The organism is Calothrix anomala FACHB-343, from assembly GCF_014696435.1.
In the GTDB taxonomy this organism is placed as follows: domain Bacteria; phylum Cyanobacteriota; class Cyanobacteriia; order Cyanobacteriales; family Nostocaceae; genus Aulosira; species Aulosira anomala_A.
This window is the reverse complement of record NZ_JACJQG010000035.1, coordinates 1-23,306: the sequence shown is the minus strand read 5'-3', so window position 1 is coordinate 23,306 and position 23,306 is coordinate 1. Positions and strand designations below refer to the sequence as shown.

Genomic DNA, 23,306 nt, shown 5'->3' with positions numbered 1-23,306 from the left:
AGACAAACCAAACAGATACATCTGCAGAATAATTGTCTAAGCTGTATGACTTACGGTAGATACTATGATGAAAACTAACTCTCTTTTGATAGAGAGAAATTCTGAGTATTTACCTGATAATAATCTTGTGTGTAATACATCATCTTAGGGCTTGAAGTCACTCCAATCAATTCTGGGGTGACATTTTTATTATATTCTAGAGGGCAAGGCAATGCCTTGCCCCTACGATGTGTAACATTTTTTCTGGTTATTATTTACCTTGTTTAGATTTAACCAGAAGATTCTGTAAGATACTCAGCATCATCAAAATATAACTACTGAAAATAGCTATACTTAAAGTCTGAAATGTAGGTAAATGATGTGCTTTAACTAATTTTTCCAGCACAATTTTTGCTGCAATACTAAAAACTAAACTAGCTATAAAAGCTATGATGTTCTTAATCAAAGCATTTTCCTAAAGTATTAGATGCAGACTTTATTAATTAATAAAATATATGTTATATAAAGACTGTGATTGACGTTACTTAATAACTTCAAGAAAGTTTTATTTAAATTGACTTAAGATTTTTATCTCAGATAAATAGGTCGGCGTAATTAAATATATAGCAGATTGCCCGTTGGTGAGGTACAAATTATCGTTGATTGTAGGGGCACTGGCACTGCCATGCCCCGAAGCGCTTTTCTGGGATGGGCGTCGATGCCCCCTACAGCGTGGTCTATTTACCTGAAAATAGCTGTAATATGCAATTTTAGCGTGCAAACACAGGATTAAATTTAAACTGTGCTGCGAATGACTTCGCTAATGGTTTGACTAACTAATTTATTATTCCAATAGCTACCATGTGCTTCGCCACCCCATAATAATGGCAATAATTTCTGTCTAAAAGGCAAATTAAATACATTGCCTTTATCAGTGATGACATCTTTTATATCTACATAGTCCTTGCTGCTGGCTAAAAGCATCGGCTTGAGTCCTTCTAAAGGGTAAGCAATGGGATCGCCGGGATGAGCAAAGTTACGCCAAGCTAGGGGTTTTTTTCGCAAGTTATATAAGTTGGCTAACAGGGTGCTGAGTTCGGGTGTAAGATCGTGAGTACTAACACCGTTAACGTTACCGCTAATATTCAGCAGACTAAATAATGCTAATGGTGAACCTAATGTGTGAATACTAGCGATGGGAATTCCGCTTTGAGGATTAGGATCTATCCCAAAAAGAATATTACGCAATGATTTGACGCTGTTGCGTACCGACTCATCTAGAATGGGATCTTCCCAACGACGCGCGAAGAGAATGTCAAATAAGATAACTGTACCCCAACTATGGGTAATGAGATGTAAGCGATCGCTTGTTTGTACTCCTGTAAGTTGACTAAAAGCTTGCTGTTGAAATCTTTGTACCACCTGTGTACCCACATGGCGACTTAAGTAAAGTGCTGCATCCCCGACAAACTCTAGTATTTGTTCTGTACGAAAATCTCTAAACCAAAATTCATTCCACTTTGAAGAAGCTTCGATTCTGGTGACTAATTCCTTTTGTGCGGGTAAATTTAAATCTCCCCAGAAAAAGAAAATTGGCTTAATCGTCCGCGATTTATCGGTAATTGACTCCTGAATGCCCTTCACTAGAAGCTGACATAATCCTTCAAATACCTTTTGATCGTAAACTTTTACCCCATGCACAAACAAAATATAATCGGTAGGCATTTTACTAGTCCTCACAACGACTTTAATATAGAATCCAACTTGTGAGCTAAAAAATGCGGATGCGATCGCAAAATATCACAAAATGGGGCATTGGGCATGGGGCATTGGGCATGGGGCATTGGGCATGGGCAAAGACGCGATTCATCGCGTCTCTACAATTGTTCGGTTTTTATTCGCAAGTCTTTTAAGGGGAAAGTTGCCAAATTTTAATTGATTTGTCACCGCTACCACTGATGAGAGTTTTGCCATCTCTGCTTAAGGCTAAAGCGTAAACTCCGCCTGCATGGCTTTTTAGCTCATTAACTAATTTCCCTGTCTTTAGGTTCCATAACTGAATGGTATGGGATAATCCACCAGTGGCAAAGGTTTTATTATCTGGACTAATAACAATAGCGTCAACGCTACCAATCCCCACAGTGAAGTTATGAATTAATTTCCCGGTTTTGACGTTCCACACCTTAACGTTTCTACCATCAGTTTGTTGTAATGATTGATGGGTGTCATCGTAACCGCCATTAATCAGGGTTTCTCCATCAGGGCTGATAGCTAGAGACATGACACCGGATGCTCTTTGTTGATCGTAGAAAGGATTGACTGGCTTAGGTGGGGTTAAGGTACGCTTTAATCTACCTGTGCTGAGATTCCATGATTGAATGGTCGCATCTTCGTTACCAGTAAACAAGGTTTTGTTGTTGGGACTAATGACTATGGCGGTGGCGACTTTTCCCGGTTTTAAGCTGCGAATTACTTGTCCAGTCTTCAGGTTCCACAGTTTAATTGTTTTGTCGTGACTGCTGGAAGCTAAGATTTTACCATCGGGGCTGATGACAACGGATGCTACCTGATTTGTATGTCCGTTCAAAGTCCGAATTAACTTACCTGTTTTCAGGTTCCACAGCTTAATTGTTTTCTCCCAACTGGTGCTGGCTAAAATCTGCCCATCTGGGCTGATTGCTAAAGACTGAACTCTACCGGAATTTCCCGTTAATGTCGCGAGTAATGCGCCTGTTTTGAGGTTCCATAGCTTGATTGTTTCGTCATCCCCCCCACTAGCTAAGATTTGCCCATCTGGACTCAGAGCGATCGCGCGAATTGGTGCGGTATGTCCTGATAATGTCCGGATAACGGGATTTTGTGACTGGGTTTTGGAGGTAGGATTAGCGGTGACTGGAGTTAAATTAATCGCAGTATAAGCAGTAAATAAGCTTAACGTTGCGGCTGTAATAGCTTTCCAGATTATGGTTTGCGGTTTCATCTTAGCTAAGTAAATCAATTAGTGTACATAGACTTCATCAGACTACCCACACAAATCGGAAAAGTACTTTCCCTGGTTCTTTTCTATCTCAATCCTTCGGCATAATAGGCAAGGTAAACTGTTGAAACTGGCTGTTTTGCAAAAGAATGTCCTATGCCGAATTTTTTATTAGAAGTTGGTACAGAAGAACTACCCGCAGGTTTTCTCGGTGGGGCGTTGGCACAATGGCGATCGCTAATTCCGCAAAGTTTGGTTACAAATAGTTTAACTAGCGATGCTGTGGAAGTTTACGGTACTCCCCGGCGATTGGCGGTATTAATCAAGGGTTTACCTTCCCAGCAACCAGATAGGGAAGAGGAAATTAAAGGCCCTCCCGCCCAAGCTGCTTTTAAAGATGGACAACCCACACCCGCAGCTTTGGGTTTTGCGAAAAAGCAAGGTGTGGAAATCGCCGCGCTACAAATTCGCCCTACAGATAAAGGGGATTTTGTCTTTGTCAACAAAAGTATTCCCGGACGACCGGTAGCGGAAATCTTAACAGAACTGGTTCCTCAATGGATTTTAGGGTTAGAAGGTAAGCGATTAATGCGCTGGGGTGATGGAGATGTGCGATTTTCGCGCCCGATTCGCTGGCTGGTGGCGTTGTTGGATGCGGCGGTATTGCCGATTGAGTTGGTAAATGCTTCTAAGGTGGTGAAGAGCGATCGCATTTCTCGCGGTCATCGTGTCTTGCATCCGGAAACGGTCACAATTTCCCAAGCTACAGATTATGTTACCACGCTTCGCTTGGCTTCTGTGGTAGTTAATGCCGAGGAACGCGCGAAAACGATTCAAGAACAAGTGCAGGTATCAGCCGCTAATTTAAGTGGAACTACGGAAATTTACCCGGATTTATTAGCGGAAGTTACGAACTTAGTCGAGTATCCCTCAACAGTTGTTGGTAACTTTGAAGCCGAATTTTTGAACTTACCTACTGAGGTGATTACCACTGTCATGGTCAGTCACCAGCGTTATTTCCCGGTTTTCCAGGATGAAAAGCATCAAGCATTATTACCTAACTTCATTACAATTTCTAACGGCGATCCCAGCAAAGCCGATATTATTGCGGTAGGTAATGAAAGGGTAATCAGAGCCAGACTAGCTGATGGGCAATTTTTCTACAAAACTGATTTAGCCAAGCCCTTAGAAAGCTTTTTACCACAGTTAGAAAAAGTCACTTTTCAAGAAGATTTAGGTTCCCTGCGGCTGAAGGTAGAACGCATTGTTAAAATCGCCGCCCAAATCGCCAGCCAGCTACAATTACCAGAAAATCAAAGCCAACATATCCAAAGAGCCGCCTTACTCTGTAAAGCTGACCTAGTAACCCAAATGGTGTATGAATTCCCCGAGTTACAGGGAGTAATAGGCGAAAAGTATGCGTTAGCTAGTGGAGAAACGCCAGAAGTTGCCAAAGCGATTTTTGAGCATTATTTACCCAGGGGAGCCGATGATATTTTACCTGCAACTCTTACCGGGCAAATTGTCGGTTTAGCCGATAGATTAGATACTTTAGTCAGTATTTTTGGCTTAGGTTTAATTCCTAGCGGTTCCTCCGATCCCTTTGCTTTACGGCGAGCAGCAAATGCGGTAATTAATATTACCTGGGCAGCAAATTTAGGCATAAATTTAGCTGATTTACTAGAGCAAATCACCACAGATTTTGTTGCTAAATATGACAAAGATAAAACCCAATTAATCGCCAATTTGCGAGAATTTTTCTTACAGCGTATCCGTACCTTATTGCAAGAAGAAAAACAGATTGATTACGACTTAGTCAATGCAGTTTTAGGCGAGAATGACCCCGAATATACCGAACGGGCATTACAGGATTTATTAGATGTCCGCGATCGCGCTTTATACCTGCAACAAATTCGTCGTGATGGTACTTTAGATACCATCTATGAAACTGTTAACCGTTCCACACGTTTAGCGGCGCAAGGAGATTTAGATACACAACAATTAGACCCCACATCCTTAGTGCGTGAGGAACTCTTCCAAAAGTCTTCCGAAGCAGCTTTTTACAAAGCCTTAGTCGAATTAGTGCCGCAAACACAAGCCGCCGCGCGATCGCGCAATTATCAACTGTTAGTCACAGCCTTAGGCGAAATTGCTCCTACTGTGAGTAGCTTTTTTGATGGTGCAGATAGTGTTTTAGTGATGGATTCCGATCCAGCAATTAAGCGCAATCGGTTAAATTTGTTAGGACTGCTGCGCAATCACGCCCGTGTTTTAGCTGACTTTGGTGCGATCGTCAAAAATTTGTAGCCCAAATCAACAAAAACTAGGTGTAATTTTTGCTCAGAAACGCTACCATTATTAATGCTTAACCAGGGAACGGTGCTATACACAATCTATGCCTAGAGCCTCTATCATTGGATTAGGAAAATCCGGGATTGCTGCGGCGAGATTGTTGCAAAGGGAAGGCTGGGAGGTGGAGCTAAACGATCGCAACACCTCCGAAACCCTCCTTAAACAACAACAAGAACTTGCTACAGAAAACATCACAGTAAAACTAGGGCATTCCCTAGAATTAAATGATGTCGATTTACCGCAATTAATAGTTGTTAGTCCTGGTGTTCCCTGGGATATTCCGGTATTAATCAAAGCCAGAGAATTAAGTATTGAAACTATCGGGGAAATGGAACTGGCTTGGCGATATTTGCAAACTAAACCTTGGGTAGGTATTACCGGTACAAATGGTAAAACTACCACCACAGCTTTAATCGCCGCCATTTTTCAAGCTGCTGGCTTAGACGCTCCCGCCTGCGGTAACATTGGCTACGCAGCCTGTGAAGTAGCTTTAGCAGAAAAACTACCAGATTGGGTAATTGGCGAAATTAGCAGTTATCAAATTGAATCTTCCGTTACCCTAGCGCCCCGCATTGGCGTCTGGACAACATTCACCCCAGATCACCTCAGCCGTCACAAAACTTTAGAAAATTACTACAACATCAAAGCCAAGCTCTTGCAAAATTCCCAATTGCAAGTATTTAATGGTGATGATGCCTACTTAAACAAAGTCGGCTTAAGTCAATGGACTGATGCCTATTGGACAAGCGTTAAAGGTAAAGAACACCTCATCAGCGATAAAGGCTTTTACATTCAAGATGGCTGGGTATTCGAGAAATTAACCGCCACCGCCACACCCCAAGCAATTGTTGAAGTCTCCGCCTTGCGCATGGTAGGAGAACATAACCAGCAAAACCTCCTCATGGCTGTTGCAGCTGCGCGGTTAGGAGAAATCGAAATTGAAGCAATTTCTCGCGCCGTGAGTGAATTTCCCGGCGTTCCCCATCGCTTAGAATATATCTGCACTTGGGAAGGAATTGATTTTATCAACGACAGCAAAGCCACCAACTACGACGCCGCCGAAGTGGGTTTAGCATCTGTGCAAAGTCCCGCAATTTTGATTGCCGGTGGTGAAGCCAAAGCCGGGGATGATACAGGCTGGTTAGCCAAAATTCAAGCCCAAGCCGCCGCCGTGCTATTAATAGGTAACGCCGCCCCAGCCTTTGCCAAAAGGTTGCAAGAAGTAGGTTATGATAATTACGAAATTGTCGAAACAATGGAAAATGCCGTCCCCAAATCGGCAGAATTAGCGCAGAAATATCAAGCTTCGGTAATTTTACTCTCTCCCGCTTGTGCTAGTTTTGACCAATATCCTAACTTTGAAGTACGCGGCGAACATTTCCGTCAGCTTTGTTTAGATTGGGTAGGTAATCGTTAGAGCCGGGTGAGCGCGCCCCAACAATTTGGTATAAATTATCATTTTGGATCGTGTGAAAATGCGATCGCCTAGAGAATCCATCCCATCGCCCGACAATACAATTGTAGGAGCGGGGTATTGCTCATTGGTGTCAACTTACAGCAGTTTTCACCTATTTGAACCACATCTATCGTAGGGGCACGGCACCAACAATCTTTTGGTACATACAATAATTTTACTGATGCCGTGCCCCTACAGCGTGGTCTATTTACCTGAAAATAGCTGTAAGCTAAAAATCAATACAGTTCAGTTAGCGCCAAAAACCATAATGCGATCGCACCTTAATCCAATCGGTGCGGAGTCCCTTGTCTGACACATCACACCTCGATATCGATTGCAATCAACACAACATTGAAGACAATCAACACAACATTGAAGACAATCAACACAACATTGAAGCCAATCAACACAACATTGACGCGAATCAACGCAACATTGATTGCAATCAACGCAACATTGAAGACAATCAACGCAACATTGAAGACAATCAACGCAACATTGAAGCCAATCAAAACGACTTCAAGAATTTGTTATTTAGAGCAAAGTGCCTTTGATTGCCATACCAATTTTAAAAAAGAATGCCACACATGGTAGGGGCACTGGCACTGCCCATACGTGTCAACTTAAGCTCAAAACTTTTCTCTATCTCGTTTCCAGCCTCCGGCTGGAAATGCGTATTGCGAGGCTCCGCCTCGTTTTCTGAATAAATTGAGGCAGAGCCTCAGGATCATCGCTCCCACGCAGAGCATGGGAGCCAGTTAAGCTCAAAACTTTTCTCTATCTCGTTTCCAGCCTCCGGCTGGAAATGCGTATTGCGAGGCTCCGCCTCGTCTTCTGAATAAATTGAGGCAGAGCCTCAGGATCATCGCTCCCACGCAGAGCATGGGAGCCAGTTAACGAGATAGAGAAGGCTTTTGAGCTTAAGTTGACACGTATGGGCAATGCCATGCCCCCCACCCGCATCCATGATTTACGCGCAATACCCTGTATCTGCATCACAACGCAAAAATTACATAAGTCCTCGCCCACCAAAGATATATATGAAAAAAGCGAGGAAAAACACCCATGAGCAGACAATATATTTTGCATTTGTTGCCAAAACTGAAACCAGCCTCAGCCAATATTCACCCAAGCTTTAAACTAAATCCCATCTAGCTCAGTATATATTCTGAAAATAACTTAATAATCCTAATTATCCCCAATCCAGACACAGATTCACACCCAAACGCCTGGATAACTTGTCTACCTCCCGATTACAAATACGGTAGGGGCGGGTTTACAGATATCCTTGCTGATTAACGATGATCCAAATAAACCCGCCCCTACAAATTACAAATTACGAATTACGAATTACGAATTATGCTTAAGCTTTACACTTTAACCTGCTTGCTGAGTGTTGTTTTATTATCCGAGTCAGTGGGAGCAAAAGCCACATTTAAACAGACGCAAATCGCCCAACAACCAACCACAACACAGCAAGATGCAACCCGCGCCGCAGCGATAAAAGCAACTGAAGAGGGGTATATACTTTACCAACAAGGTACAGCCGAATCACTGCGACAGGCGATAGAAAAATGGCAACAAGCCTTGGTATTGTGGCGGAAAGCAGGGAATAAGGAATGGGAAATTTTTACACTAGTTGGTATTGGTAGTGTTTATAACGATTTAGGAAACAAACACGAAGCCCTCAAATTCTTAAAATTTGCTTTGCCTTTGATTAGGGCAATGGATAATAAAGCAGGGGAAGCTACTATACTGAACAATATTGGCAGTGTTTACAACGATTTAGGAGACAGGCAGCAGGCTCTTAAATTTTTGAACTTGGCACTGGTTTTGAGAAAAGAAGTGGCTGATAAAGCAGGGGAAGCTATTACCCTCAACAATATTGGTTTAGTCTACGATAATTTGGGAGACAAGCAGCAGGCACTCCAATTCTACAATTTGGCTTTGTCTTTGAGTCAACAAGTGGAGGATAAAGCACAAGAAGCTACTACTCTCAGCAATATTGGTAGTGTTTACAATGATTTAGGAGACAAACAGCAAGCTCTTAAATTCTTGAATTTGGCACTAGCTCTGAGAAAAGAAGTGGAAGATAAAGCAGGGGAGGCCACTACTCTCGACCAGATTGGCACGGTCTACAATGATTTAGGAGATAAGCAGCAGGCTTTCAAATTCTATAATTTGGCTTTGGCTTTGAGAAAAGAAGTAGGTGATAAAGTAGGCGAAGCTACCACTCTCAACAATATTGGTAGTGTCTACCATGAATTAGGAGACAAACAACAGGCTTTCAAATTCTACAATTTGGCTTTGGCTTTGAGAAAAGAAGTAGGTGATAAAGCAGGCGAAGCTACTACTCTCAACAATATTGGCAGTGCCTACAACTTATTAGGGGATAGACAGCAGGCTCTTAATTTCTATAACTTAGCTTTGGCTTTGAGAAAGGAAGTAGGTGATAAAGCAGGCGAAGCTACTACTCTCAGCAATATTGGCAGTGTCTACCACTTATTAGGGGATAGACAGCAGGCTCTTAATTTCTATAACTTAGCTCTGCCTTTGAGAAAAGAAGTAGGTGATAAAGCAGGCGAAGCTACTACTCTCAGCAATATTGGCAGTGTCTACAATTCATTAGGAAATAAACAACAGGCTCTAAAATTCTACAACTTGGCTCTGCCTTTAAGGAAAGAAGTAGGTGATAAAGCAGGCGAAGCTACTACTTTTAACAATATTGGCACTGTCTACGATGAATTAGGAGATAAACAGCAAGCACTCAAATTCTACAATTTGGCTTTGTCTTTGAGAAAAGAAGTAGGTGATAAAGCAGGCGAAGCTACTACTTTTAACAATATTGGCACTGTCTACGATGAATTAGGAGATAAACAGCAGGCACTCAAATTCTACAATGTGGCTTTGTCTTTGAGTCAGCAAGTGGACTATAAAGCACAGGAAGCTACTACCCTTGGTAATATCGCCAGTCTAGAACGCGATCGCGGAAATCTCCAAGCCGCCCGCACTAACGTAGAAGCAGCTATCAAAATTATCGAAGACTTACGTACCAAAATCGACAGCAAAGAACTTCGCACATCTTACTTCGCCACCCAGCAAGGTGTGTACAAATTCTACATCGACTTGCTGATGGAACTGCACAAAAAATCCCCATCACAAGGATACGACGCATTAGCCCTACACTACAGCGAACGTTCCCGCGCCCGCAGCCTCATCGAATTATTAAACGAAGCCAACGCCAAAATTATTAAAGGCGCAAACCCAAAATTATTAGCAAAAGAACAAAATTTACGTCAGCAAATTGATGCTAAAGATACCCTGCGCATAAATTTACAAAATTCAGCCAATAAAAACGATCCCATTACCAAAACCGCAATTGCAAAACTGACTACACAAATAGAAAATCTCCTCAACCAATACCAAGAAATTCAAGCAAAAATTCGTACTTCTAACCCAGCATACGCGAAATTAAAAAACCCAGATCCAGACAAAGATATTCTCAAATTACCGCAAATTCAACAACAACTAGATCAAGACACCATACTTTTACAATATTCCTTAGGAGAAGAACGCAGCTTTTTGTGGGTGGTAAGTTCAAATTCCCTCGATACTTACGAACTTCCTAAACAACAAGATATCGAAAAAAGCGCCATCAATTTATTTTGTTTAATTAGCGATAACCGCTATAAACCCCCTTCTGCAACAGATAAAGAAAATCCTTGCGCTAATCTCAAAACTCAGCAAATTAATATCGCTGCTCAAGAACTCACGCAATTAATTCTCTCACCTGTAAAAGATAAACTCGGTAAAAAACGCTTAGTCATTGTCGCTGATGGTGCTTTACAATATATTCCCTTTGCAGCGTTGGCTGATTTAAATGCTCCCCAAAGTTCCACCACGCCAAAACCTGCAACAGAAACACCAAAAGATAATGACTGTTCTAATCGGAGTATTTTTCGTCCCTGTTACTCAATTGAACAACAAAATTGGAATTATCAACCCCTATTAGCTAACCATGAAATTGTTAGTCTACCTTCGGCATCAAGCATAGCCTTTCAACGTCAACAACTCGCTAACCGTCAACCTGCATCTAAAGCTTTAGCTATCCTCGCTGACCCAGTATACAGCGTTGACGATCCGCGATTAAAAGCCACATCAACAAAATCAGATAAATTTCAATCAAATTTAGAATTAGAACTCGAACGTTCCGCTTTAGAACGTTCCGCCAGAAGTTTAAACCGCAATGGTTGGCAAAGGCTCGTCAATACCGCCACGGAAGCCAAGGAAATTTTAAAACTCATCCCCACAGAAAGCAGTTTAGAAGCTTTAAATTTTGATGCTAACTACAATTGGGCAACAAGTAAAGCTTTAAATCAATTCCGTATTTTACATTTTGCTACTCACGGCTTTGTCAATCAAGACCAACCAGCGTTATCAGGCATTGTACTGTCTTTAGTTAATCAACAAGGTAAAGCCATTAGCGGTTACTTGCGGTTAGCAGATTTGTTTAACCAAGATTACCCCGCAGAGTTAATTGTCTTGAGTGCTTGCGAAACTGGGTTAGGTAAAAATATTAATGGTGAGGGATTGGTAGGCTTGACACGCGGCTTAATGTATGCGGGTGCAGCAAGGGTAGCGGTATCGCTGTGGCAAGTTAGCGATGAGGGTACGTCAATCTTAATGCAGGAGTTTTACAAGCAGATGTTACAGCAAAATAAAAAGCCTGCTGAGGCGTTACGTGCAGCGCAGTTGAAGTTATGGCAAGAGGGGCGCAGTCCCTATGAATGGGCGGCGTTTACGTTGCAGGGGGAGTGGAGGTGAGGAGGCAGGGGGGCAGGGGGCAGGGGGAGGGGGACAAGGAGGACAAGGGGGATAGGGGGGTGTTTTTTTTAAATGAGGCGGAAGATTAGGGGGTAGCGGTAGGAGAGATTGCGATCGCCTAAAATTTGGGCGATCGCAATAATTGGCATAATTATACTGACTACCCATAACCCAGCTAATAAAACAATGCCAATGCCGACGAGAACTAGCAAGCCAAAGATAATTCCGTAAATGTAAAGATTAATATGAAAATTTAGGGATTCTCTGGCATTATCTTTGACAATGGGGTCGTTGCTGATCAACAAAATGGCGATGGGTATGCCAATAGAAACAATTGTCGAGCTAAAAAATATCGCTCCATGACTGAGGGCTGATAGCAGCTTGCGTTGTGGAAAGTCTTCCATGAATTACAATCCCTGTCATTCGGTTCACCCTTTGATTTTATTGTTCCAAATTGCGATCGCCATCACTCTCTAAACATAATTCCTCATACCATTTCATACCAATTTAAATTGGATACAGGGCAGATGAGGTAAACTCATAGCAATTTAAATCATGTTTGCGGCACATCAATATATTCTAGAGGGCATGGCATTGCCCATACTTGCCAACTTAAGCTCAAACGCTTATCCTACAAGCCTTTATCTCGTTTCCAGCCTCCGGCTGGAAATGCGTATTGTGAGGCTCCGCCTCGAAAGCTGATAAATTGAGGCGGAGCCTCACGATCGTCGCTCCCACGCAGAGCATGGGAGCGAGGTAAACACCTCATATATTTTGCATTGCTAACCCCTAACCCCTAACCCCAACCAGCCCAATAAACTCAAAACCAATAACAAGGGTGTTAACCAATCTCCCCAACGCACATATAAGGTTTGTGTCTGTCTGGGATAGATGGTTTCGGCGTGAATTTGATAAGTATTATATTCAGATATCCACAAAGTTTTACCGTGGGGGTCGATAAAACCTGAATATCCGGTATTTGTCGCCCGCACTGACCATCTATCAGTTTCTATCGCCCGCATGATATCCTGTGCATGGTGTTGGTAGGGCATGGCGGCTGTATAATGGGCATCGTTGGAGGAACTGAGAATAAATTGTCCCCCGGCGGCGGCTTGTTGGCGGAAGAGATAAGAAAAAGCTGAATCATAACAAATACCAGCAATTACCCGCCCAAATGGGGTATCAAATACTTGATTTGGCGAACCGGGTACTTGATGTTCGTCTAGGGGTGAGAGGCGTTGAATGATTTGTCCTAAAATCGCCTCAAAGGGGATATATTCGCCTAAGGGTACTAGTTTGGTTTTGTCGTAGCGGCTCAAGGCTTCACCTTTAGCTGTGTAGGTAAATAAGCTATTGGTGTAACTGCGCCCCCGTTCCCCAAATGCGCCAATCCACGCAACTACGCCTTTTTCTTTGATTGCATCGATGATGGGGGTTCGGCTTAAGTTACGCTGGAAAAATGGTAAGGCTCCTTCTGGGGTGAGGACGGCATCGACTCCTTGATCTGCTAAAGTTAAATATCCATTGGTGTAACCTGCGATCGCTCTTTGTAATCCTTCTGGTTTAAGTTTAATAATGTTGGGAATGTTACCTTGCACAATGCCTATTTTTAAGGCTTGTTCTGGAGTTTTGCTGAGAGGAATGTTGTATAAGCTAAAACCGATTAGGTGTAGGCTGATAAATAATGCGATCGCTAGTGCAGAGTATTTATTAATGAACCGCAGAGGCGCGGAGGACACAGAGGAGATTTTGTATTTAATCCAGGTTTCCGCTATTAAGCCATTAAAGGCAACGATGGCGGCGGTTATGGTACTCGGCCCGGCGAGTTGACCGAGGTGTAAAATTACTAAATTATACGGGCTTTGGGTGTATGAAAGGGAACTCCACCACAAAGCGCCTGCACTCCAAATTCCTTCTAAGGCACACCAAATAGCTGTACCAATTAGCACTCGTAAAAGCGGCTTCTGTGTGGCGAAACGCACCATTAAAGCAGCCCAAGTAACTACTATTGCTGCACCCCAAAGGGTAACGAATGTCAAACAAAAACTGGTAATTGCTAAACTCGCTAACCAAGGGACGCCTAGCCAATCCATTGGGTGTATACCAGTAATCCAGAATAAAGCTAATCCGTGATAGCCAATACCCCAAAATAAAGGTAAAAGGAGAAATTTTCGCCTTTTAACTGCTAATTCCTGGTTATGTTTGACAATTAATACCCACAGGGGCGCGAGGGCTATCCATGCGAGGAACCATGCACCTACAGGGGCTACAGTCAGCCCCATTAATACCCCACTGATGAGGGATAAAATGTAAAGGCTAACAGATGAAAATAGCTTTTTTATTTGATAATTCATAAGTCTTGCAAAATAGCTTCAACAGTTGTTTTGAGTTGAGGCAAATTTTGCTCTATCACACCCCAAATTCGATTTAAATTTACCTTTGAATAATCTTAAACCCGCTATTTGCTGCCAAGGTACATCTGGATTAGCGGCTCTAATTTCTTAAGTATTTCATCAATTCCCATAGCTGAATACCAATTCAAAATTTAGAAATAATAGTGTTTGCGGCACACTAATATATTCTAGAGGGCATGGCATTGCCATGCCCCTACAATCTGCTGCATTCTTTTTTTACAGCAATTTTCAGGTCAATAGACCACGCTGTAGGGGCACGGCACCAGTAAAATTATTGTATGTACCACAAGATTTTCGATGCCGTGCCCCTACCACAGATGTGGTTCAAATAGGTGAAAACTGCTGTAATTGGTATTAATGAATAAATAATTACCGCTTGGTAGTTGTTCAGCATGAAGTTTACCTTGCTGCTACACCATCCAAGCGGTTTGATAGCTCACCTATTGATTTGATTAGGTTTATCAGAAGTCGGCGGGAAACTCCATCCTCTTGTGGGTGGAGAGGGATAGCTGCCCGCCGACTTGGGGCATTGGGCATTGGGCATTGGTAACTCTTTGCTATGCCCTATGCCCTATTCCCCATGCCCAAAAACTTCATCCCCTTGTGGGTGGAGTTTTTTATTCTGCCTCTTCTAATTCGCCTGTATCGCCTGTATCAGGAGGAACTATGGCTACTCCGGTGATGGCGTCATCTTCGTCTAAACGCTGTACTCTGACGCCTGTAGCCGATCGCGATTGGACGGAAATTGCATTCACGGCTTGCCGAATTATAATACCGCGATTGGTGACCATCATGATTTCATCGTCGCTGTTGACGATTTGCAAGGTGGCTAGTTGGTCTTTGGTTTTGCGGTTTTTGAATTTGGTAGCCATTAAACCTTGACCGGCACGGTTTTGCAAGCGGAATTGAGCAACTGGGACGCGCTTACCATATCCACCCATTGTAATTACTAACACCCAAGGGCCGCTAATACCGTTGGTTGTCACTTCTGCGGCTTCTTCGTTGTCGGTGTCTTCGATTTCCACGATTTCTTCAATATCGGTTTCGACTTCTGTGTCTGTACTGAAGGTATCGAGAACTGCTGCGGGGAGTATATCCATCCCCACTAATTCATCACCGGCTTTGAGTTTCATGGATTTGACACCACGAGTCGCCCTACCTAAAGGACGCAGTTGTTCGTGGTTACATCTAAAGTGTATTGCCATACCGTGACGGGAACCGACGATGACGCTATCTTCTACTCTGGCGCGTCGTACCCAGCGTAGTTGATCGCCTTCTTCTAAGGAAATCGCAATTAAACCGTTGGCGCGAATGTTACTAAAGGCTGCGAGTTCGGTTTTCTTAATATTGCCGCCTTTGGTGAGCATTACCAAGTATTCTTCACTGGTAAATTCATCGACGGGGACAATGGAGGTAATTTTCTCTTCCTTGGGAATGGGTAGCAACTGCACAATAGGCGTACCGCGACTGGTACGGGAACCCACGGGAATTTGATAAGTTTTTAAGCAGTAGACGACACCGCGATCGCTAAAGAATAAAACGCTATCGTGATCGCAGCAAGTTAAGAAATGTTCAATGGTGTCATCATCTTTAACTTTGGCGGCGGCTTTTCCTCTGGTGGCGCGGCTTTGGGCTTCAAAGGTGCTAACGGGCATCCGTTTGATGTAACCTTGCTCTGTGAGTAAAATCAGAACTTTTTCGTTAGCTATCAAGTCAAGGTCATCAATTTCACCTTCTGCATGGGTAATTACCGTGCGTCGGGGGGTGGCGAAGCTGGTTTTGATGTGGGTAACTTCTTCTTCAATAATTGCCAGAACTCGTTCCCTTCTTGCCAAAATATCCCGCAAATCGGCAATTTGCGCTTGTAAATCTTCGTGTTCTTGACGAATTTTATCTGCTTCTAGGGCTGTTAACCGCCGCAGTTGCATTTGTAAAATCGCGTCGGCTTGGACTTCTGAGAGTCCGTAGGTGGTGATGAGTTCGCCTTTGGCTGTGGGTGCATCGGAAGCATGACGAATTAGGTTAATAATGGCGTCTAAATGTGACAGCGCAATTAATAAACCTTGTAAAATGTGGTCGCGTTCTTCAGCTTTGCGCAGTTCGTAGCGGGTGCGGCGATTAATCGATTCGATGCGGAAATCGAGGAAGACTTCTAAAAATTGCTTGAGTGTGAGGGTTTGGGGTTCCCCGTTCACCAAAGCTAGCATATTCGCCCCAAAGTTGGCTTGCAGTGGGGTTTGCTTGTAAAGGTTATTTAAAACTACTCTGGGGTAGGCATCGCGCTTGAGTTCGATGACGATGCGCATCCCATCGCGATCGCTTTCATCGCGAATATCTGCAATTCCCTCAATGCGTTTATCGTTTACCAACTCGGCAATTTTCTCAATTAATGCGGCTTTGTTGGTTTGATAAGGCAATTCGGTGATGATAATTGCTTCTCGTTCCGGCCTTCCCCTTTGTTCAACGGTTTCAATATTCGCTACGCCGCGCATGGTAATGGAACCGCGCCCGGTGGTGTAAGCTTCTTTAATCGCCCCCGTCCCCAAAACTTGCGCCCCGGTAGGGAAGTCGGGGCCGGGGATGTACTGCATTAACTGCTGATTGGTGATTTCTGGATTGTGAATCAGGGCGACTAATCCATCAATCAATTCGCCTAAGTTGTGCGGGGGAATGTTCGTCGCCATCCCCACAGCAATCCCAGAAGAACCATTGAGGAGTAACTGGGGAATTCTGGCGGGGAGAACGGTGGGTTCTTGTTGGGAACCATCGAAGTTATCGATGAAATCAACGGTTTCCGATTCGATATCATGAAGTAAGGCGGTGCCTGTTAACGCCTGCAAGCGACATTCTGTGTATCGCATTGCTGCTGGGGGATCGTTATCGACGGAACCGAAGTTACCATGACCGTTGATTAAGGGCGATCGCATGGAAAAATCCTGCGCCATCCGCACCAAGGCGTCATATACTGCTGTGTCGCCGTGGGGGTGATATTTACCGAGAACTTCCCCAACCACACGGGCGCATTTGCGGAACGGGCGATCGTGCGTTAAACCTAGCTCGTGCATTGCGTAGAGGATGCGACGATGCACAGGTTTCAGACCATCCCTGGCATCTGGCAGCGCCCGACCCACAATCACACTCATGGCGTATTCCAGATAAGACCGGGACATTTCGTTCCGCAGATCTGTCGGGATAATCCTCTCCTGTGAGGTTGTCATAACCTAAATAACTCCAAAAATCGCAGATTTTAGCCCTAATAGTTGACAAAATGCAAAATTATTCTAATTTACTCTTGAATAATTGCTATATTCTGGTACAATTCTAGCACATCTTGTTTTTTCTTGTCGGGAGAGGTAAGTCCCAGGGCTAAAAAGCAGCTAAAAAAGAAAACGGTCAATGACTGTACTGGAGAGGGTTTTAGCCGAGAGTTAAGCGCATCTAACTAAAGAGCTTGTCAAATATAAGGAATTCAAAATTCACCGCCAAAAATAAGCTAACGATTATACAGCAGGCGTTATAGCTACACAGAGATATTAAATCAGACCCTTGGCAACAGAATTATCTTGACTAAACTATAGACATGTCCGAGCAAATATTAGATAAATATCTAAATTATTAGCAAATATTATCTTCATAGGTTTAAGCTCCCATGAGATTCCAACAATTACACATTGGTGACTATTTTCGCATACCAGGGATCAGTTTTGGTTGCGTCTATCGAAAAGCTAGTACCACATCTTGCAGCTTAAATTCTCTATTACAACCAATTCGTCCTGGGACGACAGTTATACCTTTAAATCAGGCACAAATTGCTAAACATATTGCTGACAAGCACAATTTCTGGAAAAGTTTACAGGAATAGTAATTCGATTTACTAAAGCATTGTCAGCTAGTTGGATAAATCTAAAATCCGCCCATTGAAGAACAAATGGATAAATCCGCTATATTGAATTAATGTTGCCACCGAATAAATCAATTCACAGCCTTTTATCCTTCTTTAATTTGGCGCACAAAAGAATTGGCGACTAAATAGAATATTATTAGGGAAACCTGTTACACCAATTCACTAAAATCAGCAAACAGAGCCAAATTCAAAAACCCTGGTAAAATATGGATTTCTTAATTTTGAATTTTGAATTTTGAATTTTGAATTGGTATTAGCAGTAGATAGTCACATCTTCACCGCATTCATCTGCTAAATAACTTAAAGCTTTGAAACGGAGTTCAACAAACTGTTCGTAGAAAGGATTGAGTTTACATAGAGGCGGAATGTAAACTAAAGTGCGATCGCCAAATTTAATTTCTCGCTCAAAGGGACAACTGGCGGGAATGAGGGAACAGATGAAGTGTGCGAATCGAGAATTATTTATTTTCAAGGATTCCAGATGGCGGCGGATTGCTTGTAGGGGAAGCTGAAGCCAATTAAGTGAAGCAGATTTGGTAGACATCATTTTGTGGCGAGTGAAAGAACTTGAGCAGGAGTGACTACAACTTTTTCGATTAAGAGTCTATCGGACTCGGAAGTATTTTCCATGACGATAGCTTTTGTACTTTCATGAAGGAGAATTTTACCTTCCGCATCAAAACTAAAGTCTTGGCTAGGAATAAAGCCTTTTTGAATGAGTTTTTTGAGGACAAATCTGGTAACTTCTGCTAACAAATTAGCGTAGGGCTTCCAACCAGATAAATTATCTAAAACCCAATGAAATGTATCAAGATTAGTAAGAGATAATTCGAGGACTGCTGCTGTTAAAAAAGACTCTGTATATTGCAAACCCATGCTGCTATGTAACTGAGTTACCCAACATTCTGCCAATTTTTGATCTTTGAAATTTAAGATGTAGATTGCTCTTTCAAGATGGAAGTGAAATAGTTCTAAGTCTTGCATACAATTGCACCAATGAGTTACAGCAAATCAATCTAACCAACTCGTTTAAGGGGAGGAAGTAAGGTGGAGGTGAATTTGAACTCCACCCTGGATTTAGGTGTTATCAAGTTGGTGGTTTCCTACTTGGTTTTAACTGTAAAACTCAAAAATGCAGAAATTGTGGAGATGAAAAGAAATTAGCCAATTTTCTGGAAATCGATTTTTCCACCCAATCTTTGCAAAAATGTTGGTAATGACAAGGCTAGAAGCCTTGCAGCTTTCATTGAAAGCGGCGGGAAACTCCGCTCCGTGGGTGCAAAGGGTGCGCGCCCCGCCGCTTGGGGCATTGGGCATTGGGCATTGGGCATTGGTTATACCAATTTAAATAATGTTTGCGACAGATAAATTCTTTGTAGGGGCACGGCATCCACAATCTTTTGGCATATCAAATATCTTACTGGTGCCGTGCCCCTACCCATCTGTCGCGTTCTTTTTTCAAAATGGTATTATGTTCTTTCCCATGACGGCAGTTTGCACAACACTGGAAACCAGCAACGCACTGCCATGCCCTTACAATCAACTATAGGATTCCTATTTGATTTTTGAAATAAAACTCAGTAAACTTTGATTCCTTCTTCCCTGTTTCCTGTTCCCTGTTCCCTCCCTACGCTAATATCTTTCTAATAACAGCTTGACTTCTGCATCTAATTCCCAATCTTTCATTGCTTGCCATTCGGCTTGACGAACTGCAACAAAAGCTTGTGCTAACTGGGGATTTAAGGCAGTTAATAATACATTATTCTGTTTCAGGTGCGCGATCGCATCTCCTAAATTTGTCGGTAAGGGATCGATACCATTTGCTGTACGTTGTTCAATAGATAAGTTTCCCGGATCTTCTGTCACTGGATTTGGTGGTTCTAAACCTCGCTGTACGCCATCTAATCCCGCCGCGATGACTGCGCCTAAGGCTAAGAAAGGATTAGCTGATGCATCTACGGTTTTTACCTCAAAATGACTCGAACTACTCAAACCCGCATCGCTAGGAACTCTCACAGATGCTTCCCGGTTATCTAATCCCCAACAACGAAAAGCACCACTCCAAGTATGAGGACGGATGCGACGGTATGAGTTAACACTAGGGGTGGTTAATGCCATCAGTGCTGGTAAATGCTCTAAAATACCAGCAATAAATGCTCTACCTATTTGGGAAACACCGCAGACACCTTGAGTATCCGGTAGCAAATTTTTGCCATCGCGCCACAAGCTGAGGTGGATGTGACAACCGCTACTGGCATCATCAGGAAAGATTTTTGGTAAAAAAGAAGCTGTAAGATGATGTTGACGCGCGATCGCTCTGACAGTTTCTCTAAAAGCAATTTGCCAGTTAGCGGCTTCTAAAGCATCAGTGTAGCGTATAGAAATTTCTTGTTGACCGGGGCCTGATTCCGGGTAATACTGTTCTACGGGAATTCCCTGAGCGATTAAGGCATCAGCTATACCATCAATTACTTCTCGATTAATATCCATTGATTGCGTCGCCCCAAATACTGTCGAGTCTGTCGGCGCAATGCCCGTATCTGTATGTTTTAATAGATAAAATTCATTTTCAAAAGCCGCTTGAATTTCCAAACCTTGATTTTTCGCCGCCTCTAGCATTTGGATTAAGAAATTTCGCGGACAAAAAGCCCAAGGTTGCCCATCAAGTATCATATTTCCTAAAACGCGGGCATGACCGGGAGCATAAGGCAAAGGCGTCAGACTAGCCCAATCGGGTACTAAGCGAATCTCCCCTACTGGCGCTACACCACTATCAGGCGCGATCGCATCATACATGACAGGTATCCCCTGTTCCCCAGCAGATATGCCTACACCATGCTCAAAATAGTGAGACAACATCTCCACATGAACAGCCTTACCGCGAATCACATTGGCATTATCGCACCACAGAATCCGGACAAACTTTACACCAGCTTCCTGAAGAGATTTCTTAATCTTTTTAAACGTATATTGTCCACTCATAGCTTTTAGTCAATAGTCATTTGTTAGAGACGCGATGAATCGCGTCTGTACAATTATCCTCCTTGTCCTCCTTGTCCCCCTTGTCCCCCTTGTCCCCCTTCCCCTAGCCCCTAGCTAACCGCAGACAAAACATGCGATCGCATATCTTCCACTAATTGATGTAAATTACCTGTATTCAGGCGATAACTCAACGGGTGAGCAATCAACCGCGCTGTACTTTCATACAAAGTTGTAATTTCTACCAAACCGTTTTCTTTTAAAGTCCGTCCTGTAGAAACTATATCCACAATCGCCTCTGACATTCCCGTAATCGGCCCTAGTTCCACAGAACCGTAAAGCGGCACAATTTCTACAGGTAAATCCAAACTTTGAAAATATTCACGGGCACAGTTAACATACTTAGAAGCTACTCGACCATGTGCGGGTAAATCTAAAGGTGATTTGTAAGGGCTGGATGCTTTCACAGCTACAGACATCCTACAACCTCCAAAATGCAAATCTACCAAATGTGCCACCTGGGGCTGTTTCTCCCGCAGCACATCGTAACCGATTATACCTATTTGTGCTTGACCATATTCAACATAAACCGGCACATCCTGACCCCGCACTAATAATCCTTTCGCTTTTCCGCTAGCGTCAACAATTTGAAGTTGGCGGTTTCCTGAGTCTAAAAAAGCGCTAAAATCCAATCCTACAGCTTGCAGTAGGCGGATGCTATTTTTCAGTAGTTCCCCTTTTGGCAATGCAACAGTCAACATTATCGTTTTTGGTATCCTTGGCATATCGGCGGTTCATTATTGAGAATATCTCGATATGCTCACCACAAGCATTATTGAGTTTAAATAACAAAAATATAGTCATGAATCAATTCAAAATTCAAAATTCAAAATTCAAAATTAAAGACAGTAGAGTGAGCATTGCCCACCATATCCGGGTTTCGTAAACCCTTACCATTGACAAATGACAAATGACTAATGACAAATGACTAATGACAACCCTTGTCAGTATTTTCGTTACGCGCCCTAGTTATGAAAATTTTATTAGTTGATGACGAAATTGAATTAACTGGCCCCTTGAGTCGCGTCTTATCCCGTGAGGGCTATATTGTAGATGCGGCTGATGAAGGCATCAATGGTAGTAATCTGGCGCAAACAGGCAATTATGACCTGTTAATCTTAGATTGGATGATGCCAGGAAAGACAGGCTTAGAAATTTGTCAAGAATTACGCCGCCAAGGTAAAACCACACCTGTATTGTTTCTCACCGCTAAAGATACTTTAGATGACAGAGTTGAAGGTTTAGATGCAGGTGCAGACGATTATTTAGTCAAACCCTTTGAATTGCGGGAATTACTCGCTAGAGTCCGCGCCTTGTTGCGTCGTGCTGGCGCTGAGACATACAGTAATCCTACAGGACGTTTAATCGTCGCCGATTTAGAATTAGATATTGACAATCAAATAGCTTATCGTCAAGAACGAGTAATTGAACTATCGCAAAAAGAAAGTCAATTGCTGCAATATTTTATGGAACATAGCGGACAATTATTAACTCACGCCCAGATTATGGAAAATCTCTGGACAGATGAAGAACAACCAAGCAGTAACGTAATTGCCGCCTTAATTCGGCTTTTGCGGCGAAAAATTGAGGTTACAGGCGAAACGCAACTAATTCACACCGTTTATGGTAAAGGTTATCGCTTTGGTGTTATTACAGGCGAGTAATACCAATTCAAAATTCAAAATTCAAAATTCAAAATTAAGTCATAGATAATTGTAGGTTGGGTAGAGCGCCAGCGAAACCCAACATTTTCCCAGCTTAGGCATTAAGGGACTTCCAAATAAAAAAATATACAACTATTTATTGTGGGGTGGGCGTCTCGCCATTGGTGTCAACTTAACGTGAAACCCTTATGCTAACTGGCTCCCATGCTCTGCGTGGGAGCGATGATCCTGAGGCTCTGCCTCAATTTATTCAGAAGACGAGGCAGAGCCTCGCAATACGCATTTCCAGCCGGAGGCTGGAAACGAGATACTTCCAAATAAAAAAATATACAACTATTTATTGTGGGGTGAGCGTCTCGCCCGCCCATAGTCAAAGGCTGGCAAGATGCCCGCACTACAAATATTAAATTGTTCAACTTATTTCTACACGACTCCTTAGGTTGTCGTAAAGATTGCAATCAACGTTGTATTTATCGCAATCAATGTTGTGTTGATTGCAATCAATGTTGTATTTATCGCAATCAATGTTGTGTTGATTGCAGTCAATGTTGTATTTATCGCAATCAATGTTGTGTTGATTGCAATCAATGTTGTATTTATTGCAATCAATGTTGTGTTGATTCCAATCAAACAAACAATTATCCAACTTATTTAATCCAATTTTTCTCTCCTCCCCCTGCCCCCTGCCCCCTGCCCC

Annotated in this window: 19 protein-coding genes; 6 read left to right on the top strand and 13 right to left on the bottom strand. The window is 42.8% G+C overall.

Annotated elements, in window-relative coordinates; translation table 11 throughout:
* Window positions 1-250: 250 nt before the first annotated feature.
* From H6G08_RS19865 to H6G08_RS19855, 3 genes are all read right to left on the bottom strand, one after another.
* Window positions 251-445 (bottom strand): hypothetical protein, encoded by a 195-nt coding sequence (locus tag H6G08_RS19865; RefSeq protein WP_190546036.1) that lies wholly within the window; start codon window positions 443-445, stop codon window positions 251-253.
* A 329-nt stretch (window positions 446-774) separates the two neighbouring features.
* Complete coding sequence (locus tag H6G08_RS19860) at window positions 775-1,704, bottom strand: DDHD family phospholipase (protein ID WP_190546034.1); 930 nt, start codon at window positions 1,702-1,704, stop codon at window positions 775-777.
* 184 nt (window positions 1,705-1,888) lie between these two features.
* Window positions 1,889-2,959 (bottom strand): WD40 repeat domain-containing protein, encoded by a 1,071-nt coding sequence (locus H6G08_RS19855; protein ID WP_190546032.1) that lies wholly within the window; start codon window positions 2,957-2,959, stop codon window positions 1,889-1,891.
* A gap of 153 nt (window positions 2,960-3,112) precedes the next feature.
* Here H6G08_RS19855 and glyS point away from each other — a divergent pair, with 153 nt between their 5' ends.
* The 4 genes from glyS (at window position 3,113) to H6G08_RS19835 (ending at window position 11,588) form a co-directional block, all read left to right on the top strand.
* On the top strand, window positions 3,113-5,263 hold the full coding sequence (gene glyS, locus H6G08_RS19850; RefSeq protein WP_190546030.1) for a glycine--tRNA ligase subunit beta: 2,151 nt from the start codon (window positions 3,113-3,115) through the stop codon (window positions 5,261-5,263).
* An 88-nt stretch (window positions 5,264-5,351) separates the two neighbouring features.
* The gene (gene murD, locus H6G08_RS19845; RefSeq protein ID WP_190546028.1) at window positions 5,352-6,725 is read left to right on the top strand and encodes a UDP-N-acetylmuramoyl-L-alanine--D-glutamate ligase; all 1,374 of its coding nucleotides are present in this window, start codon (window positions 5,352-5,354) and stop codon (window positions 6,723-6,725) included.
* A gap of 344 nt (window positions 6,726-7,069) precedes the next feature.
* Window positions 7,070-7,318, top strand: coding sequence for a hypothetical protein (locus H6G08_RS19840; protein ID WP_190546026.1), 249 nt, complete (start codon window positions 7,070-7,072; stop codon window positions 7,316-7,318).
* A gap of 805 nt (window positions 7,319-8,123) precedes the next feature.
* Window positions 8,124-11,588, top strand: a complete 3,465-nt coding sequence (locus H6G08_RS19835; protein ID WP_190546024.1) for a CHAT domain-containing tetratricopeptide repeat protein — start codon at window positions 8,124-8,126, stop codon at window positions 11,586-11,588.
* A 68-nt stretch (window positions 11,589-11,656) separates the two neighbouring features.
* Here H6G08_RS19835 and H6G08_RS19830 read toward each other — a convergent pair whose 3' ends face one another.
* From H6G08_RS19830 to gyrA, 4 genes are all read right to left on the bottom strand, one after another.
* A complete protein-coding gene (locus H6G08_RS19830; RefSeq protein ID WP_190546022.1) occupies window positions 11,657-11,992 on the bottom strand; it encodes a DUF4870 domain-containing protein in 336 nt (111 codons plus the stop codon).
* Between the two features lie 378 nt (window positions 11,993-12,370).
* Entirely contained in the window at window positions 12,371-13,942 is a 1,572-nt protein-coding gene (lnt, locus tag H6G08_RS19825; RefSeq protein WP_190546021.1) for an apolipoprotein N-acyltransferase, read from the bottom strand.
* 459 nt (window positions 13,943-14,401) lie between these two features.
* Window positions 14,402-14,539, bottom strand: coding sequence for a hypothetical protein (locus tag H6G08_RS19820; protein ID WP_190546019.1), 138 nt, complete (start codon window positions 14,537-14,539; stop codon window positions 14,402-14,404).
* Between the two features lie 80 nt (window positions 14,540-14,619).
* Window positions 14,620-17,220, bottom strand: coding sequence for a DNA topoisomerase (ATP-hydrolyzing) subunit A (gene gyrA / locus H6G08_RS19815; protein WP_190546017.1), 2,601 nt, complete (start codon window positions 17,218-17,220; stop codon window positions 14,620-14,622).
* Window positions 17,221-17,651: 431 nt separating this feature from the next.
* Here gyrA and H6G08_RS19810 point away from each other — a divergent pair, with 431 nt between their 5' ends.
* Complete coding sequence (locus H6G08_RS19810; RefSeq protein WP_190546015.1) at window positions 17,652-17,864, top strand: hypothetical protein; 213 nt, start codon at window positions 17,652-17,654, stop codon at window positions 17,862-17,864.
* A gap of 295 nt (window positions 17,865-18,159) precedes the next feature.
* On the opposite strand, the gene H6G08_RS19805 is transcribed toward H6G08_RS19810, so the two are convergent.
* The 5 genes from H6G08_RS19805 to hisG all read right to left on the bottom strand — a co-directional run bounded on the left by H6G08_RS19805 (window position 18,160) and on the right by hisG (window position 21,646).
* Complete coding sequence (locus H6G08_RS19805; protein WP_190546013.1) at window positions 18,160-18,453, bottom strand: Mo-dependent nitrogenase C-terminal domain-containing protein; 294 nt, start codon at window positions 18,451-18,453, stop codon at window positions 18,160-18,162.
* Window positions 18,450-18,890, bottom strand: coding sequence for a hypothetical protein (locus H6G08_RS19800; protein ID WP_190546012.1), 441 nt, complete (start codon window positions 18,888-18,890; stop codon window positions 18,450-18,452). The genes H6G08_RS19805 and H6G08_RS19800 overlap by 4 nt, the downstream gene beginning before the upstream one ends.
* A gap of 176 nt (window positions 18,891-19,066) precedes the next feature.
* Window positions 19,067-19,216 carry a hypothetical protein gene (locus H6G08_RS19795; RefSeq protein WP_190546010.1) on the bottom strand — a complete coding sequence of 50 codons (150 nt, stop codon included), beginning with the start codon at window positions 19,214-19,216 and terminating at the stop codon, window positions 19,067-19,069.
* Window positions 19,217-19,538: 322 nt separating this feature from the next.
* Complete coding sequence (locus tag H6G08_RS19790; RefSeq protein ID WP_190546008.1) at window positions 19,539-20,888, bottom strand: glutamine synthetase family protein; 1,350 nt, start codon at window positions 20,886-20,888, stop codon at window positions 19,539-19,541.
* 110 nt (window positions 20,889-20,998) lie between these two features.
* A complete protein-coding gene (gene hisG / locus H6G08_RS19785) occupies window positions 20,999-21,646 on the bottom strand; it encodes an ATP phosphoribosyltransferase (protein ID WP_190546006.1) in 648 nt (215 codons plus the stop codon).
* A gap of 270 nt (window positions 21,647-21,916) precedes the next feature.
* Here hisG and rppA point away from each other — a divergent pair, with 270 nt between their 5' ends.
* On the top strand, window positions 21,917-22,609 hold the full coding sequence (rppA, locus tag H6G08_RS19780) for a two-component system response regulator RppA (protein WP_190546004.1): 693 nt from the start codon (window positions 21,917-21,919) through the stop codon (window positions 22,607-22,609).
* Between the two features lie 412 nt (window positions 22,610-23,021).
* Here rppA and H6G08_RS37215 read toward each other — a convergent pair.
* Window positions 23,022-23,306: hypothetical protein (locus H6G08_RS37215; protein ID WP_206758298.1), on the bottom strand; the 285-nt coding region annotated here is incomplete at its 5' end.

Coding starts and splice junctions, on each gene's coding strand:
- H6G08_RS19860 (WP_190546034.1), bottom strand. CDS start 1,704: ATGCCTACCGATTATATTTTGTTTGTGCATGGGGTAAAAGTTTACGAT.
- H6G08_RS19810 (WP_190546015.1), top strand. CDS start 17,652: ATGAGATTCCAACAATTACACATTGGTGACTATTTTCGCATACCAGGG.
- H6G08_RS19805 (WP_190546013.1), bottom strand. CDS start 18,453: ATGATGTCTACCAAATCTGCTTCACTTAATTGGCTTCAGCTTCCCCTA.
- hisG (WP_190546006.1), bottom strand. CDS start 21,646: ATGTTGACTGTTGCATTGCCAAAAGGGGAACTACTGAAAAATAGCATC.
- H6G08_RS19800 (WP_190546012.1), bottom strand. CDS start 18,890: ATGCAAGACTTAGAACTATTTCACTTCCATCTTGAAAGAGCAATCTAC.
- gyrA (WP_190546017.1), bottom strand. CDS start 17,220: ATGACAACCTCACAGGAGAGGATTATCCCGACAGATCTGCGGAACGAA.
- glyS (WP_190546030.1), top strand. CDS start 3,113: ATGCCGAATTTTTTATTAGAAGTTGGTACAGAAGAACTACCCGCAGGT.
- H6G08_RS19835 (WP_190546024.1), top strand. CDS start 8,124: ATGCTTAAGCTTTACACTTTAACCTGCTTGCTGAGTGTTGTTTTATTA.
- murD (WP_190546028.1), top strand. CDS start 5,352: ATGCCTAGAGCCTCTATCATTGGATTAGGAAAATCCGGGATTGCTGCG.
- H6G08_RS19820 (WP_190546019.1), bottom strand. CDS start 14,539: ATGCCCAATGCCCCAAGTCGGCGGGCAGCTATCCCTCTCCACCCACAA.
- H6G08_RS19790 (WP_190546008.1), bottom strand. CDS start 20,888: ATGAGTGGACAATATACGTTTAAAAAGATTAAGAAATCTCTTCAGGAA.
- lnt (WP_190546021.1), bottom strand. CDS start 13,942: ATGAATTATCAAATAAAAAAGCTATTTTCATCTGTTAGCCTTTACATT.
- rppA (WP_190546004.1), top strand. CDS start 21,917: ATGAAAATTTTATTAGTTGATGACGAAATTGAATTAACTGGCCCCTTG.
- H6G08_RS19855 (WP_190546032.1), bottom strand. CDS start 2,959: ATGAAACCGCAAACCATAATCTGGAAAGCTATTACAGCCGCAACGTTA.
- H6G08_RS19830 (WP_190546022.1), bottom strand. CDS start 11,992: ATGGAAGACTTTCCACAACGCAAGCTGCTATCAGCCCTCAGTCATGGA.
- H6G08_RS19795 (WP_190546010.1), bottom strand. CDS start 19,216: ATGCCCCAAGCGGCGGGGCGCGCACCCTTTGCACCCACGGAGCGGAGT.